General features: G+C 49.6%; 12 protein-coding genes. 1 reads left to right on the top strand and 11 read right to left on the bottom strand.

The window, feature by feature from the left end; genetic code table 11:
- Positions 1–26 precede the first annotated feature (26 nt).
- From fliE to ACN0T0_RS04600, 5 genes are all read right to left on the bottom strand, one after another.
- Positions 27–380, bottom strand: coding sequence for a flagellar hook-basal body complex protein FliE (gene fliE / locus ACN0T0_RS04620; protein ID WP_417223777.1), 354 nt, complete (start codon positions 378–380; stop codon positions 27–29).
- 181 nt (positions 381–561) lie between these two features.
- A complete protein-coding gene (locus ACN0T0_RS04615; RefSeq protein WP_417223775.1) occupies positions 562–1,182 on the bottom strand; it encodes a 3'-5' exonuclease in 621 nt (206 codons plus the stop codon).
- A gap of 8 nt (positions 1,183–1,190) precedes the next feature.
- Positions 1,191–3,017 carry a DUF294 nucleotidyltransferase-like domain-containing protein gene (locus ACN0T0_RS04610; protein ID WP_417223773.1) on the bottom strand — a complete coding sequence of 609 codons (1,827 nt, stop codon included), beginning with the start codon at positions 3,015–3,017 and terminating at the stop codon, positions 1,191–1,193.
- A gap of 157 nt (positions 3,018–3,174) precedes the next feature.
- Entirely contained in the window at positions 3,175–4,983 is a 1,809-nt protein-coding gene (locus ACN0T0_RS04605) for a sodium:solute symporter family protein (RefSeq protein WP_417223771.1), read from the bottom strand.
- A 32-nt stretch (positions 4,984–5,015) separates the two neighbouring features.
- The gene (locus tag ACN0T0_RS04600) at positions 5,016–5,279 is read right to left on the bottom strand and encodes a DUF4212 domain-containing protein (protein ID WP_417223770.1); all 264 of its coding nucleotides are present in this window, start codon (positions 5,277–5,279) and stop codon (positions 5,016–5,018) included.
- A gap of 280 nt (positions 5,280–5,559) precedes the next feature.
- On the opposite strand from ACN0T0_RS04600, the gene ACN0T0_RS04595 reads away from it, so the two are divergent.
- The gene (locus ACN0T0_RS04595; protein WP_417223768.1) at positions 5,560–9,498 is read left to right on the top strand and encodes a NahK/ErcS family hybrid sensor histidine kinase/response regulator; all 3,939 of its coding nucleotides are present in this window, start codon (positions 5,560–5,562) and stop codon (positions 9,496–9,498) included.
- Positions 9,499–9,647: 149 nt separating this feature from the next.
- Here ACN0T0_RS04595 and ACN0T0_RS04590 read toward each other — a convergent pair whose 3' ends face one another.
- The 6 genes from ACN0T0_RS04590 to fliS form a co-directional block, all read right to left on the bottom strand.
- Positions 9,648–10,313, bottom strand: a complete 666-nt coding sequence (locus ACN0T0_RS04590) for a response regulator transcription factor (RefSeq protein WP_215951266.1) — start codon at positions 10,311–10,313, stop codon at positions 9,648–9,650.
- 197 nt (positions 10,314–10,510) lie between these two features.
- A complete protein-coding gene (gene acs / locus ACN0T0_RS04585; protein ID WP_417223765.1) occupies positions 10,511–12,463 on the bottom strand; it encodes an acetate--CoA ligase in 1,953 nt (650 codons plus the stop codon).
- A 321-nt stretch (positions 12,464–12,784) separates the two neighbouring features.
- On the bottom strand, positions 12,785–14,158 hold the full coding sequence (locus ACN0T0_RS04580; RefSeq protein WP_417223763.1) for a sigma-54-dependent transcriptional regulator: 1,374 nt from the start codon (positions 14,156–14,158) through the stop codon (positions 12,785–12,787).
- 3 nt (positions 14,159–14,161) lie between these two features.
- Entirely contained in the window at positions 14,162–15,316 is a 1,155-nt protein-coding gene (locus ACN0T0_RS04575) for a sensor histidine kinase (RefSeq protein WP_417223762.1), read from the bottom strand.
- Positions 15,317–16,762, bottom strand: coding sequence for a sigma 54-interacting transcriptional regulator (locus ACN0T0_RS04570; RefSeq protein WP_417223760.1), 1,446 nt, complete (start codon positions 16,760–16,762; stop codon positions 15,317–15,319).
- A gap of 271 nt (positions 16,763–17,033) precedes the next feature.
- A complete protein-coding gene (gene fliS, locus ACN0T0_RS04565; protein ID WP_417223759.1) occupies positions 17,034–17,423 on the bottom strand; it encodes a flagellar export chaperone FliS in 390 nt (129 codons plus the stop codon).
- Positions 17,424–17,446 lie beyond the last annotated feature (23 nt).

Below are 17,446 nucleotides of genomic sequence, written 5' to 3'. Positions count from 1 at the left end.
ACATATTATTGTGTGTTTCATTCGCATTAGATCGACATTTTCATAACGTCTTCATAAGCGCTTAACATTTTATTACGCACCTGGGTCAGGGCCTGGAAAGAAACCGAGGCCTTTTCCATGCTGATCATCACCTGATGGAGATCAACCCCCGCCACCCCTTGCTCATAAGAGGTCGCCAGCGTTTTCGCCTGCGCTTGAGCGTTATTAACACCATCAATTGCGCCTTTAAATAGATCAGCAAAGCTTTCACCGTTTTGCTCATCAGCGACACGACGAATTGCAGCAGGCCGGTTAATATCAGAGGAAATGCCCTGTTGGGCCTGCATTTTGACTTCACGCATCTGTTGTAAAACTGCGTTAATGTCTGCACGTTCAATCATACACACCTCGGAAATGGCAATATATTGACATTATAAGTTTGATCAGCCACTTAGCAAGCAACAAAACAAACTGTTCGCCAATTTTATGACACAAAACCGTGTCAATTTTCAATCTTAGCTATGTATAAAGCAAAAAACGAGCCATAAGGCTCGTTTGTTTTTTGACATGTTTAACCTATTTCTACCCCGGTCGCTCACCATATTGCAGCCGCACATACATCAGCGCTACCGTAATGGCATCACCTAGGGCGGTATGTCGCTCTAACATCGGAATATCGAGCTGCTTAGAGATCGTATCAAAGCGCAAATCGACATCACCGCCAACATACCGCCACTTTATGATGTCGTGATACACATGTGATAACTCGATCGCTTTACCCGGCAAACCGAAACCATAACGAGGCCGCAAATACTTTTCTAACATGCGCACATCGTAGTTAACGTAATAACCAAGAATCGGGCGATTACCAACGAACTCCAGCACTTTTTCCAGCGCTTCGTCCATATAGACGCCATCAACGAGGTCCGCCGCTCGAATTTTATGAATCTTGATAGAGTCGCCCGTCAAACTTTTCGGCGGCTTGAGCTTAATATCTAGCCGCTCACTGGTCATCACTTTGCGACCTTTGATTTTCACCGCGCCAATCGAAAGAATTTCGCCCTCTTTAACATTCAGGCTTGTGGTCTCGCAATCCAGAGACACCACCTCATCGCCATCATAGGGCTGAAATAGATGAGCATAAGGACCATTCTTATGATCCATCCGCTCTTTTATTTTTCTGATACTTCTGGGAATAATCATATTCCGTGTTAGCCTCCCAGGTGATACCTAAGCACAAGATGTTTTTTAAATCCTTTAACGATATGCATCCCATCCCGAAGCAAATCTTTCTCCATTTTATCCAATGATGACAGTTCAAGGATATTAGGCGTTTGGTCTACACCATCACTCGACTCGTCAATACGCTTAACCTGTTGCTTTAGGCGTGTCTGGATAAACAATGCCAACGCCTCACCCAATTCACGACCATGTTCAGGCTTCATCTCCCCCATCTCAACCAGCGCTTCGATACGCTTGAAGGTGTTGGTTTCCAATATTTTGAACTGCAACGCCATAGTACGTATACCGTGCACAATCGGAAAAATACCGGCCTTCTTCACATCCAGCTCACCTTTATCTTTTAAGTTACCAAAAAAGGTCAGCGGAGTATTGAACTCAATAGCCGCCCGGGCAAAATGGGAAAAGAAAACATCATTGTTCTGCAGATGACGCAAAAACCAGTTTCTTGACGCTTTAAAAAGCGCCGCATTACCCGCGACCGGATGAGCATCAACGGCAATCGCTAATCGCATCTGCGCCTCGCCTTCACACTGGTAAGACCAATCACTCATAGCTTGAGTCCACTGGCCAATCGACTTAACCCACTCTGGGTTAGAGACCATGATATTACCTGGGCATTTAGGAAAGCCGAACGAGATCAGTATCTCGGTAAAGCGCTCCATAGTCGCTTGCATCTCAGGCCAGATCAAACCATCACGATAGATCAATGCATTATCCTGATCGGTTTTCATGACCTGCTCGCCACGCCCCTCACTGCCCATCACCACCAAGCACACATGGGGCTGCATATCCGGCGGCACAACCAACCCGAAGAGTTTAGCAATCACCCGTTCATTCATGGCGGCAATCAACTCCATCGCAAAGCGCGCCTTAACGCCCTGCGACACCATCGCTTTAATCAGGTCATTTAATCCATGCGCCGCCTCATAGAGATCTTCAACCGTCTGCGCTCGCTCGATTCGCAAACCGATCACATGGGAATGACTGGAAAAATAACTCAATACATCGGTCAGTTCGATCACGCCGGTTAAACGATCACCATCCATCACCACGATTCGCTCTATGCGCTGCTGAGTCATAATAATCAGCGCATTAAACAGATAGTCATCCGAGGTTGTGGTAATCAGTCGATAACTGGCGATACCGGCAACACTGGCATCCAGCGCTAACTTATTCACCACCACCGCATCTAACAGATCGGTCCCCGTCACCATACCGTAACGATTACCACGTTTAACCAAGACACAATCGGCACGCTTCTCTCGCATCAGCAGCGTCGCTTCAGTAATCGTCGTTCCTTCAAGCACGATCAGCGGCTCACGAATCAGGCCGTCTTTGACCTGAGCCAGCATAAACTCGGCCATATCCTGATCGCCGCCCTCTTGGGCTTGGATCTCAGTCTTAGCGGAAAGGCTTTGCTGAAAGTAATCGGCAAAGCGACTATTACTGGCGCACAGATCGAGCAGCACACGGGTCGGCAATATATGGCAGATCGTTTCGTCGACCGCAATAAAGTTATGAATCGCCTTACCCTTAAGTGCCGACCAACCGCCAAAGTAGTCTTCGTTGGTATAGTGAACATAGAGGTGCTCTTGCGCCCCCTGCTCTTCTACTTCGTCACTCTCAGCGACCCGACCCTTTAAGATGACGTACACACCTTCAGGCACACTGCCCGCCGCAAGAATGGTCTCACCTGACTGGTAGTAACCAATATCCAAGCTCGAACGCAGTAGCTCCTGCTCCTTTGCAGACAGCAAGCTAAACGGCATATTCTCTATTTTGAAAGATGATGGCATCAATACTCTCCTCAATCCGCGGCGGCTTAAAGCATCTGATTAAAGGGTCAAAGAACCCTTTAGGCTGAAACTTTAATAACACTCAATCAGACTCGATAAAAAAAGGCGCGCCAACCTTCGCTGACGCGCCTTACATTGAATCAGATCTATTCAGATCTTAGTGCGCGTGAGCAACACCAGCACCACGTGGTACACGAATGTTCTCAACCATTTCCTGAATTTCAGCAGGTGGTGGCGGAGTCATCATGCAAACAACATAAGCGACGATGAAGTTCAGGATCATACCCACGAAGCCGAAGCCACCGGTGGAGATACCCAAGAACAGGTCATCTTTCGAGCCGCCCATGAAGGTGAAGTAGACCATATAAGCCATAGTAGAACCCAGACCCACAACCATACCTGCGATTGCGCCTTCTTTGTTCATACGGCTGTTGAAGATACCCATCACGATAACAGGGAACACTGAGGAGGATGCCAAACCAAAGGCCAGCGCCACCACCTGTGCCACAAATCCTGGCGGGTTAATACCGAAGTAACCTGCAATACAGATCGCCACAATCGCCGCAAGACGAGCGTACATCAGCTCCTGTTTCTCAGAGATACCTGGGTTGATACAGGTTTTCATCAAGTCATGCGCAATCGCAGTAGAGATTACCAACAACAAACCTGCCGCTGTTGATAGGGCCGCAGCAACCGCACCGGCTGCTACCAGCGCAATAACCCAGTTAGGCAACTGAGCAATCTCAGGGTTAGCCAATACCATGATGTCACGGTCAACATACACTTCGGTGACAAATGGAGCGCCTGGCGCCGGTGTTGGATTAACCTTAGCGTTTGTTACCGCACGCTCACCATGAATACCACGAGCCTCACCATCAAATGCTGGCTTACCACCGTCAAACGCTGAACCTGCAGAGTATTGTACTTTGCCGTCACCGTTATAATCGTGCCAGCCTAACAGACCCGCATTTTCCCAGTTCTTAAACCACTTAGGCATTTGCTCGTATTCAGTACCCACATTAGCGGCATCAGTACCGTTAATTGTTTCAATCAGGTTTACACGACCGAAACCAGCAACACCAGGGATAGTAGTGTACAGAATCGCGATGAAGATCAACGCCCAACCCGCAGAGGTACGCGCATCTTTAACACGCGGTACCGTGAAGAAACGTACGATTACGTGTGGTAGACCCGCAGTACCCGCCATCAGCGCCGCTGTCAGACAGAAAATGTCGATAGTGGATTTCTGACCGGAGGTATATTCCGCAAAGCCAAGGTCAACAGACAATTTATCCAGCGTTGCCAAAACAGACAAACCTGAATCCAGTGTCGCACCCAGACCAATTTGTGGCAGGAAGTGACCGGTAACCTGCATAGACATAAAGATCGCTGGCACCATGAACGCCAGAATCAGTACGCAGTACTGAGCTACCTGAGTATAGGTAATACCCTTCATACCACCCAATACAGCGTAGAAGAATACGATCGCCATACCGATGATAACGCCCGTGTTGATATCAACATGCAGGTAACGGGAGAATACAATACCCACACCACGCATCTGACCAGCAACATAAGTAAAGGAGATAACGATAGTACAAACAATGGCAATCACACGCGCCGTTGTAGAGTAATAACGATCACCCACGAAATCAGGCACGGTAAACTTACCAAATTTACGCAGGTAAGGTGCCAGCAGCATCGCCAACAGCACATAGCCGCCGGTCCAGCCCATCAGGTAAGCCGCTCCATCACGACCGATAAACGATACCAATCCCGCAAGCGAGATAAAGGAAGCTGCTGACATCCAGTCAGCGGCTGTCGCCATGCCGTTCGCAATGGGGTGTACACCACCGCCAGCGACATAGAATTCTTTTGTAGACCCGGCACGGGCCCAGATTGCAATACCAATATAGAGAGCAAAGGAGCCCCCTATAAAGATGTAAGTAAGTAGATCAAGACTCATATTCGTAATCCTCAGCTCAGCCGTTATTGTTCTTATTCATGAACATCGTATTTTTCATCAAGCTTGTTCATGCTCGCAACGTACATCCAAATCAATGCGACATAGACGAAGATTGCACCCTGCTGCGCGATCCAGAAACCCAGAGGGAAACCGAAGAACGGGATAGCGTTCAATTGATCAACGAACAGGATTCCAGCGACGAAAGACACTACAAACCAGACCGAAAGGTAAGTCATGATAATGCGTAGGTTTTCGGCCCAATAAGCCGAAGCATTGTCTTGTGCAGAAGTAGACATTTGCACCATCCTTATTTTTGTTATTGAAGGTTAAGTAAAAGTTGTGGACTGTTAGAATTTAACAAAGTGTTCTGGCAAAAAAATCCCCTACTTTGGTCTGATCAAACATCACCAAAACACCCTAAACAGGCCGCAGGCCATACCCTGCGCGCCTTCAAGCCATTTCAAAAAAACCGTTACAACTCAACAGACTAGACAAAGGTATAAGAGCGATAGGGTTCTCACCCCGAGTTCGGTTACACTAAGCACTCCAGCACCGTAACAACAGGCAGACCTGACTATGCTTTCTGGCGGCTCCATTATTCTTATTTCACTGGCCTATGTGGGGCTGCTCTTTGCTATTGCCTACTTTGGTGACCGCAGCGCCCAAGGACGCTCATACGCCAGCAACCCCGTTATTTATTCACTGTCTTTGGCTATCTATTGCTCCTCTTGGACCTTCTACGGAGCAGTAGGTCGGGCATCGGTCAGCGGCTGGCAATTTTTGGCCACCTATCTCGGCCCCGCCATTGTGTTTATTTTTGCTTGGCGGGTTATTGAAAAAATCATCTTGGTGAGTAAGCAGCAAAACACTACCTCAATTGCCGATTTTATCTCCTCCCGCTATGGCAAGAGTCAGGCACTGGCGGTATTAGTCACCATCATCGCCGTCTTTGGCACCATTCCCTATATTGCCATGCAGCTCAAAGCCGTGGCGATTAGCTATGACGCGATTGCTCCCGGCGCGACTGAAGCCCTCAGCAAGGGTAACGACACCGCTCTGTTTGTCGCCTTAGTCATGGCCGTCTTTACTATTTTATTCGGCACCCGGCATATCGATGCCACCGAACATCACGAAGGCATGGTGCTAGCGGTGGCGTTCGAGTCCATCGTCAAACTCACCGCCTTTATTGCCGTCGGCCTGCTGGTTACCTTTGAGATTTTTGATGGTGTGCCTGATCTGATCGACAATATTCGCCATCAACTCAACAACAATACTAATTTCAATAGCCCACTCAACGGCAGCTTTCTCGGCAATAGCTTCCTCACCGAGATACTGCTCGCCTGTGCCGCTATTCTCTGCCTACCACGACAGTTTCATGTCACCATCGTCGAAAATACCCGCATTGAAAATCTAAAAACCGCCCGTTGGCTCTTCCCCCTCTATATGCTGTTGCTATCACTGTTTGTGCTGCCCATCGCAACCGCAGGGATGACCCTATTCGCAGGCTCCGATATCAATGCTGATACCTTCTTGCTGATGCTGCCCCTGCACGAAGGCTTTGAAGATTTAGCCACCTTCGCCTTTATTGGTGGTCTATCCGCGTCAACCAGTATGGTTATCGTCGCCTCTATTTCACTCTCCACTATGGTTTGTAACGACATTGTTATGCCTCTGCTGTTGAGAGTTTCTTGGCTCAAACTATCTAAAAATAAAGATCTCGGCGCGATGCTACTTCGTGTCAGGCGAATCACCATTATCTGCCTGATGATCATGGCTTACTTTTATTATCGAATCCTGGGTGATCAAGGCACCCTGGCATCATTTGGCCTGCTGGCCTTTGCCGCCTCGGCGCAATTCTTACCGGGACTACTCGGCGGCGTCTATTGGAAAACCGGCTCGCGCCACGGCATTCTCATCGGCCTTTGCGCAGGCTTCCTAATCTGGCTTTACACCTTGGTGTTCCCCACCATGGCCAGCGCCGGCTTGATGCCCAACTCGTTTATCGAAAACGGCTTATTTGGTTATGACTTCTTACGACCCACACAACTATTCGGCATCACCGGTATGGATCCCCTCACCCACGGCACGTTCTGGAGCCTCTCGATCAACACCTTGCTCTATGTGGTGATATCCCGCTATAGCCCACAACGACTGGTCGATCGGATTCAGGCCAGCGCCTTTGTAGATGTTTACAGCAAAGACCTATCTGAACCCTCCCGGGTGTTCAGCCACGCCACCGTAGGTGACTTACAGATACTCACCGAGCGCTTCCTCGGCATTAGCCGCACACAGCACGCGTTTACTGGCTTTGCTCTAAAGGCGGGCATCGATCCACCACTGTCCGGCGATAAAGCCAGTGCCGAACTGATCCAATTTACCGAGCGTCTGTTAGCCGGGGTTATCGGCGCGTCCTCTGCCCGCATCGTATTGGCCTCGACCCTGCGCGGCAAAGATATGCAGATTGGCGATGTGGTCACCATCGTTGATGAAGCCTCGCAAGCGCTGCGCTTTAACCGTTCGTTACTGCAATCGACCATCGAAAACATCACCATGGGCATCAGCGTGGTGGATCAACAGATGCGTCTGGTCGCTTGGAACCGGCGTTATATTGAGATGTTCGAATACCCTAGCGGCCTAATCTGTGTTGGTCGCCCAATCGAGGAGATCTTCCGCTATAACGCCTCGAAGGGTGAATATGGCCCCGGCGATATCGAACAACAGGTTACAACCCGCCTGACGACCCTAAAAGAGGGTAAGGCTCACTCCTATGAACGCCACCGTACCGACGGTTCGGTATTAGAGGTCCGGGGCAATCGGATGCCCAATGGTGGTTTTGTTAACACCTATATGGATATTACCGAACATAAACGGGTGCAGGAGGCATTGCGGGAGAGTGAGCAAAATGTCCGTATCTATACCGATAATGTGCCGGTATTGATCGCCTTTTTGGATACCGAGCGGAACTTCCGCTTTATCAACAAAGCCTATGCCAATACCTTTAAACTCGATCGCCACAACATCGCCGGCGTTAACAGCGCCAGCACCCTATCTGCACAAGAGATTGAGATACGCCACCCCTATGTTGATAAGGTATTACAGGGTGAACGTCAGCGCTTTGAAACTCAAATCCCATCACCCGACGGCCAAGCCCGTTATGCGGAAGTAACCTACATTCCTCATATCAACGACAGCGGTGATCAACTGGGTTATTTCACCCTTTATCAGGACATCACCGAGCGTCGTAAAGCCGAGCAACTACTACAAGAAACCAACGAAAACTTAGAGCAGCGGGTACGCGAACGGACCCATACGCTATCAGTGGTTAACAAAGAACTGCGAAAAGAGAACACCATTCGTGCCCTCATTGAGGATGAGCTGCGACAGGCTAAATTTGATGCCGACGCTGCCAACCTAGGCAAAACCCGCTTTCTTGCCGCCGCCAGCCACGACCTACTGCAGCCGCTAAATGCCGCTCGATTATTTATCTCGGCCCTAGCGCAGCAAAAACATACCGAAGAAACCCACCAACTGGTTAACAACCTCGATGGCTCGCTAAAAGCCGCCGAGAGCCTGATAACCACCATTCTCGATATCTCTAAACTGGATGCGGGCGCTTTAGAGCCAAACCTCAGCCACTTCTCTATCAACGGCATGTTCGACAATCTCAGCGCCGAATTCACCGCCCTAGCTGAAGAGAAAAACTTGCAGTTTGATTTCGTTAAATGCTGCCAGACCATTCATTCCGATCAACAACTGCTGCGTCGAGTTCTGCAAAACTTCCTCTCCAATGCGATCCGCTACACCCAGCAGGGCAAAATCATGCTCGGCTGCCGCCGTACCGGAAAGCATCTGCGGATCGAGGTATGGGATACCGGCGTAGGCATCCCTACCGATAAGCTCAAAGAGGTATTTGAGGAGTTTCACCGCATCAACAACCCAAAACATTCTCAGGTGGATGGACTCGGCTTAGGTCTGGCCATCACCGAACGTATCGCCCGGATGCTTCACCATCCAATCAATGTGCGTTCATGGCCTAACAAAGGTACTGTTTTTAGCGTTACCGTACCGTTGGGCGATAAAACCAAAGCGGTTAAAGCACGCCCCGAAAAACGCGGCTGGATACGCAGTAAAGGCCTCGAAGGTATTAAAGTACTGGTGATCGACAACGAACCTAAGATTCTCGAAGGGATGGGCGCCCTGTTACAGGGTTGGTCTTGCTCTGTAGTTACGGCTATCTCAGCGGCGCAGGCTAAGGCGAATATTATCGAGCAAGACTTTGTGCCCGATATCATTCTGGCTGACTATCACCTCGATGAAACCCTCACCGGCGTCATGGCACTACAGGACCTCGCAGAGCTGTGGGACCATCCGATTCCAGCAGTGGTGATTACCGCCGACCGTACCGACGCAGTTAAAGAGGAGATCACCGCCAATCATGCTGAAATTTTACATAAACCCATTAAGCCGGCAGCCCTTAGAGCAATTATCAGCAAACTGATTGCCTCGGCAAAATAAGATCAACATGAACATTTCAACGCTATTGCCGACTAGACAGCGGCAACAACACTAAACAGCAGTACCAAAAAAAGCGCATCTACTAAACAATGCTAGTAGTGCGCTTTTTTATGCAGACTATAAATAGCCTAGATAATGATGCCGTTGGTTTAGCCCAACTCAGTCTTTGGAGGATCAACACAGAGTCTCTGTGCTGCAATTACAGCTTGTGTACGACTATGGACACCGAGCTTACGCAAAATCGCCGTCACATGAGCTTTAATGGTCGCCTCCGAGACATTCAGATCATAAGCGATCTGCTTGTTCAGCAAGCCTTCGGTCAACATAGTTAACACCCGGAACTGTTGCGGTGTCAGTGATGCCAAATTAGTGGCAAACTTCTGATCCTCTTCAGTCACGTCCACGACGCCCTCGGCGACTTCTTCAGGTAGCCACTCTTCACCTTCGAGTACCGTGGTAATCGCTTCAGCGATCACATCCAAGGGGGAGGATTTAGGGATAAAACCGGAGGCACCGTAATCCAGCGCTCGCTTCATCACCGAGGACTCTTCACTGCCCGACACAACCACCACAGGAATACCTGGGTTTTTGCCCCGCAGGAACACTAAACCGGTAAAACCGTTAGTCCCCGGCATGTGTAGATCAAGTAATACTAAATCAGCATCTGAGTGATTTTCGACCGCTGCCTGAACCGCTTCCAGAGAATCGGCTTCAACGATTTCAACGCCCGGAACAGCCTGAGTTACCGCCTGTTTCAGTGCTGCACGGAATAACGGATGATCATCCGCAATGATTATCTTCTGCGCCAGTTGCATTCAGCTAATCTCCCTCCTTACTCGCTTCCAATCTGTGAAAACGTGTAAATATATCTACTTATAAAGTGCAGCGTCTGATAAAACAGCCGCTTACGCCTGATTATATTAACACCACTTGCAAAGCAAAACTCCCCCCCGACCTTAAAAACCGGGAGGGAGCTTTGAAATTGTAGCCCTAAGTTAGTGCCTTAGCACATTTACTTACGGTTCATTCGGTGCTCAATCAGATCATCAACCACGGATGGATCGGCCAGGGTAGAGGTATCACCCAAGGCATCGAAATCATCTTCGGCAATTTTACGCAGAATACGGCGCATGATTTTACCTGAACGCGTCTTCGGCATACCTGGTGCGAATTGAATCAAATCAGGCGATGCAATCGGACCGATCTCTTTCCGCACATGCAGTCGCAACTCTTTCAGCAGCTCATCGGATTGTTCAAAGCCAGACTGCAGGGTGACATACACATAGATGCCCTGACCTTTCAGTTCATGGGGATAACCCACAACGGCGGCTTCAGCAACTGCAGGGTGAGCAACCAATGCTGACTCAACCTCTGCTGTTCCCATACGGTGACCAGACACGTTGATAACATCATCCACACGGCCAGTAATCCAGTAATAACCATCTTCATCACGGCGGGCACCATCACCGGTAGTGTAATAGCCCTTGTAAGTAGTGAAGTAAGTTTGGACAAAGCGCTCATGGTCTCCCCAGATAGAACGGCTCTGACCCGGCCATGAATCTTTAATGACCAAGTTGCCATCGGTGGCGCCTTCCAGCTCATGACCATCCGCATCCAGCAGTGCAGGCTGCACACCAAAGAACGGACGCGCCGCCGCACCCGGCTTAGCCGCAGTAGCACCCGGTAGTGGCATAATCATCATGCCGCCGGTTTCAGTCTGCCACCAAGTATCAACGATTGGGCAACGGCTCTGACCAATAATACGGTAATACCATTCCCAGGCTTCAGGGTTAATCGGCTCACCCACAGAGCCCAGAATGCGTAGGCTAGAGAGATCAGAATCACCCAGCACATCTTCGCCCTGTTGCATCAACGCACGGATAGCAGTTGGCGCAGTGTAGAACTGATTAACTTTATGTTTTTCGATAACGCGGCCAAAACGGCTGTTATCAGGATAGCTTGGCACACCTTCAAACATCAGTGAGGTAGCACCATTCGCCAACGGACCATAAACAATATAACTGTGACCGGTCACCCAACCAACGTCAGCGGTACACCAGTAAATATCACCATCTTTATAATCGAAGGCATACTCATGGGTCATGGCGGCATACACCATATAACCACCCGTGGTATGTTTCAGACCTTTTGGCGCACCGGTAGAACCGGAAGTGTAAAGGATAAACATCGGTGCTTCGGCTTCCATCTCTTCAGCCGGGCAATCGGCAGACGCATTGGCCACCAGATCTTCATACCAAACATCAACATTGTCGTCCCAAGCAACATCTTGCTCGACCCGCTTAACCACGATAACACTGTTGACGCAGGCTTTAGCCGCAGGATGTGCCAGTGCTTTATCAACGTTCAATTTCAGTGGTACTGACTTACCAGCACGCAACGAATAGTTAGAGGTAACCACAACCTTAGAATTAGCCCCTTCAATACGAGCCGCCAGCGCTTCTGGGGAGAAACCACCAAAAACGATAGAGTGCACCGCACCGATACGGGTACAGGCCAACATGGCCACGGCCGCTTCTGGAATCATCGGCATATACAGAGTGACCACGTCACCCTTCTCAACACCTTGCGCTTTCAGTGCGTTAGCAAATTTACACACGCGCTCATGCAGGTCACGGTAGGTAATGTTTTCAGAATCGCTGGGATCATCGCCTTCCCAGATAATCGCAACCTGATCACCACGGGTTTCTAGGTGACGGTCGAGACAGTTGTAAGAAGCGTTCAGTGTGCCATCTTCAAACCAGCGGATATCGACGTTATGCGGATCGAAAGAGGTATGTTTAACCTTGGTGTAAGGTTTAAACCAGTCCAGTCGCTTACCTTCTTCGCCCCAGAATGTATCCGGATCGTTAATAGACTGCTCATACATCGCTAGATATTTTTCATTGTTAATATGCGCAGATGCAGCCAGCTCTTCGCTAACCGGATATATCTTAGAATCGCTCATGTGTGATGCCCTTAGCTTGTTATTTATTCTATGCTGTGATCATGGCGGCTAAACCCTTAGACACCATGTCTCCCTATCCCTGCTCCACCGATATTATTGTTATTCGCGGCGAGATTTTTCAAGTTACTTTTCAATCAGCTCAGACTCGAATCGAGCCGTGCCGTTAAAATCGTTATTCTAGTGGTTAATGTTATACCTAAGGGACTAATTCTTCCTGAATTAGACATTGGTCTATCCGACGCAGGCCATTAGTCGTACAAGCCGCTTTTTATACAACTTTAGGCGTATAAAAAGCGGCTTTCTGGCCGATACACTGAGAGCCTAGCTTTTCAATTCTGCATCCAGGTCGATCCCTGCCTCACGCATCCGCGCCAGTTTATAACGCAATGTTCGAGGACTAATCCCCAGTTTTTCCGCCGCGTCTTTGCGGCTGCCATTGGTTTCTCTCAGGGTCTCGATAATGAGCTGAAACTCGTGCTGCTTCATATCGTTGCCCAACTGACTCGGCTCATCACCGGCTAAAGCAACTGCCTCGATTCGACCAGCCATATCGGCGGTTTGCATACTGCCGGGCTGAATATGTAGATCCGCGGCACCGATCAACGCCCCCTGCTGCAAAATCAAAGAGCGCTGGACAATATTATCCAGTTCCCGAACATTGCCGGGCCAGTGATACGCTTGTAAAACCCGTTGCGCTTCATCACTCAGCGATACCGCGGTACGGTTCATTTTGCGGGAATATTTTGCCAACAGGCGCTGCGCCAATGGCACGATATCACCAACACGCTCCCGCAGCGGCAACCACTGCAGAGGAAAGACATTCAGCCGGTAATAGAGGTCTTCACGGAACTTATGTTCGGCGACAAACTCTTCGAGCTTGCGGTTGGTGGTGGCTAAAATTCGCACATCGAGGTTAATAATTTTACGTCCACCGACACGTTCGACTTGTTGCTCCTGCAAGACACGTAGCAATTTAGCCTGTAGCCCCAAATCCATCTCGGAAATCTCATCGAGCAAAATCGTACCGCCGTTAGCCTGCTCGAATTTACCCGGATTGCTGGTATAAGCGCCGGTAAAGGCCCCTTTTTCATGACCAAACAGAGTCGCCTCAAGCATATTTTCGGGAATTGCCGCACAGTTGATGGCAATAAACGGCTTGTCGGCCCGGGGCGAGTGCACATGAATATACTGCGCTAACACCTCTTTACCGGTACCACTTTCACCGGTAATCAATACTGTTGAATCAGTTTCAGCAACCCGCCTGGCCACTTGCAATAGCTGCTTACTGCTATTTTCTTCAGCAATCGGTTGCAGATGATCCTGTTCATTAAGGTGACTGCCGGTATAACGCTTCACCACCTCAATCAAAGCCTCAGGTGCAAAGGGCTTCATCAGGTAATCGACGGCACCGCTGCGAATCGCATCTACCGCTTTATTCACCTGACCATAGGCCGTAATCAGCATCACCGGCAAACAGGGTTGAGCTTGCTGGATTTTCGCCAACAGTTGATGGCCATCCATGCCCCCCATATTGACATCACTAACCACCATATCGACAGAATGCTCGGCGATCACCTCGAGTGCTTGCTCGCCGGATTCGGCTTCGAGGTAATCAAAACCCGCCAATTCAAGGGTATCCACCAGCGCTTCCCGCAGATCGGCATCGTCTTCAACCACTAATATTTTCATACTCATAAACTATCCGATCCTGCCGTCATGGGTTAAGCGGTCTGTTTGATTATCGCGCTGATCAGCTACTTGGCCATCGGTCTGATAAGGGATCAGAAAAGCAGCCTGAGTGCCAACACCCGGCTGAGAACGCAGAATAAACTCACCATGATGCGCCTTAGCCACCACCTGAGCCACTGCGAGACCTAAGCCAGTACCATGAGACTTAGTCGAATAAAACGGCTCCATCACCTTGTGACAAAGCTCTGCATCCATACCCGGACCATTATCTCGCACCTCGATTCCCAACTTATCACCCACTAACTGAGCCTCAATAACCAGTTCACAGCCCTTACCGCCAGCCTGCAAACCATTGTTGACCAAGTTCATGATCGCCCCCAGCAACGAGTCTTTATTGCACTGCAACTGTAGTTCTGGCACCCGATTAATACAGTCGCAATCCGCATCCCAGCTTAGCAACGGCATATCCAGTGCATCTTCCAATTCACGAAACAGTTGCGCGATAGTGATACGATCTTCCAAACGGGTTTCGCCACGCGCAAAGATCAGCATATCCCGCACCTGTAACTCGAGGTTTTCCAGCCGTGACTTTACTTTACCGGCAAACTTAATTCGCTGTTCCGGACGCAGCTCAGGCTTCATCAGATGACCAGCATAGAGAAGTGCAGCAGATAACGGAGTACGCACCTGATGCGCTAAAGAGGCCATCATCCGGCCCATCTCAGAGAGCCGCTGATAATGGGCTAGGCGTCCCTGCAACAGGCGCGTATCGGTTTGATCGGTCAGCATTAACAACTGCCCCGCTTCATTCGCTAAAGTGCTGGTCGACAGGCTCACCCGGCGGCCACTCTTCAACGATACCTCATGGCCATCATCACTACGGGGGGCAAAGCTACGCTGGATAACCCCCACCCAGCTTTCATGTTTTAGTGGCAGCCCTAACAGTTGCTCGGCGGCACTATTACATTCGGCCACGCGCCCGCGACTGTCAATCACCACAACCCCGGCCGGCAACAGATCCAGCAGATCTTCCAAGCGCCCCGATAGGCGATCATGGGCCGCTTGTTTCTCTACACTCACTTGACGAATATCATCAAGCTGAGATTTCAGTTGAGCCACTTCCTGCTCAAGCTGAGCTATTTTAGTATCGGCGTCTGTCATCATCTATTTTCGCTGAATTCCATATTTACGCATTTTTTCCACTAGCGTGGTGCGGCGAATCTGCAACAAATCAGCTGCCCTTGCCACGACCCCGCCGGTTTTGTCCAGCGCCTGAGTAATAAAGGTTTGTTCGATAGCCTCGGTATAGCGCTTGAGATCCATCCCTTCATCCGGCAACGCCAGCACACCGGACTCAGTCTCGGCCAGTGCCTCTGTATCCTGAACAGCATCCGCCCCGCGATACAGCTCAGGATTCGGCTCATCAATATGGCGAAATTTCGCTGGCAGCTCACTGACCCCCACCACCGCATCAGGATACAGAATGGCCAGACGCTCCACTAAGTTGGCTAATTCACGGATATTGCCGGCCCAATCGTGCTGCTGTAACGAGCGAATCGCCGCCGGATGAAAACGAATACGGCCAAAACCATCATTAGCAACCCGGCGAGCAAACTCGTCCACCAATGGCGGAATATCTTCTATTCGCGCACGCAGAGGCGGCATATCGATAGGGAAAACATTGAGACGGTAATAAAGGTCTTCTCTGAAACTCCCATCGACAATCATCTGTTCGAGGTTTTTATGGGTCGCGGCGATGATGCGCACGTCGCAATCGATCGTGACACTGCCACCGACCCGTTCAAAGCAGCGTTCTTGCAGCACCCGCAGCAACTTAACCTGCATCGGTAGAGGCATATCACCGATCTCGTCTAAAAACAGCGTGCCACCATTGGCCAATTCAAACCGCCCCGCCCGGGAGCTAATCGCTCCAGTAAAGGCGCCCTTTTCATGACCAAAGAGTTCACTTTCCAGCAGGTCCGCCGGAATAGCACCACAGTTGACCGGCACAAAAGGCCCATTGGTACGCTTAGAGGCGCGGTGTAGATTGTTCGCGACGATCTCTTTACCGGTGCCGCTTTCACCGGTAATCAATACATTTACATCTCGCCCCGCCACCTGGCTGATCATCTTGCGCACCAACGCCATCGATTCACTGTGTCCGACCATCCCTTCAAATTGGCTAGCGACGGACTTAGGCGAAAAGAGGTCCGGCTGACCGGCATATTGCAACTGTAGTTGACGATAGATCAGCGCCCGGTGCAACATCACCGTTAGCTCCGTCAAACTAGCATCTGGATTTAACCGACCAATCACTTTTTCTTGCAGCTTTTCAGAGAGCTGGTCTAGCTCCGTCCAAGGGCTGATCGCAATCACCGGCAGCTTGTCATCAATCTGATCGAGTTGCTGCATCAGTTTTTCCACTGAAATCGGTAGCCCACAATGCCCCAACCAAACCACCGCTCGATCGCCCGGCTCGTTACTCTCTTGCAACCAAGACACATAGTCTGTGGTGATATGACGGATATCGGCAAAATCTAACCGCTGCGACAGGTGCCTGCGATTATCGGCATCATCATCGATATAAATAATATGTAACGGGCTACTCATAGGCTTACCAGATTAACAATCACTCGGTGTTGTGCCCAAACGGCTTAAGCCCTCAAAGGACAGAACATGACACAACAATACGTCAAATTTATGACATGCAGCGATAAAAGACAACCAAAGATGGTGATGTTTTTTTGACACATGCTTTATTGAGTCTCTATTCACGTGATAGAGCATCCATCAGACAACAAAAAACCGCCTAGTGGCGGTTTGGGTAATTAGAGTAAAACTGCACTGTTACAAACTAAAGCGCTATAACACAAAAGAGTACTTAAGCAGGCACATCCATCTGAGTCCAGCCGGATTTTATCTCTAACAGCAAGTTCATCACTTCCTGCACTGTCTCTGCGTCATTATCACGGTTAGCCTTAGAAATAGTACGTACCATATAGTCATACAGCGCATCGAGATTTTCAGCGATATCGCCGCCTTTTTCGAGATCAAGAAAGTCTTTCAGACCCAAAATAATATCGTTCGCTTTATTCAGTTGCTCTGATCGGCCTTGTATATCTTTACGCTCAATTGAACCCTTTGCTTTCGCTAACGCGGTTAATGCACCATCAAACAGCATGGTAATAAGCTGCTGTGGCGAAGCGGTCTGAACCGCCGCTGACAAACCGACACTTTTATACTGTTTCAAAGCATTCAGATTAACATTCATTTTTTTAACAACTCCAAAAACAC

Origin of the sequence: Amphritea sp. (genome assembly GCF_048266285.1) — a bacterium.
Lineage (GTDB): Bacteria > Pseudomonadota > Gammaproteobacteria > Pseudomonadales > Balneatricaceae > Amphritea.
This window is presented reverse-complemented; position numbering and strand designations above follow the sequence as displayed.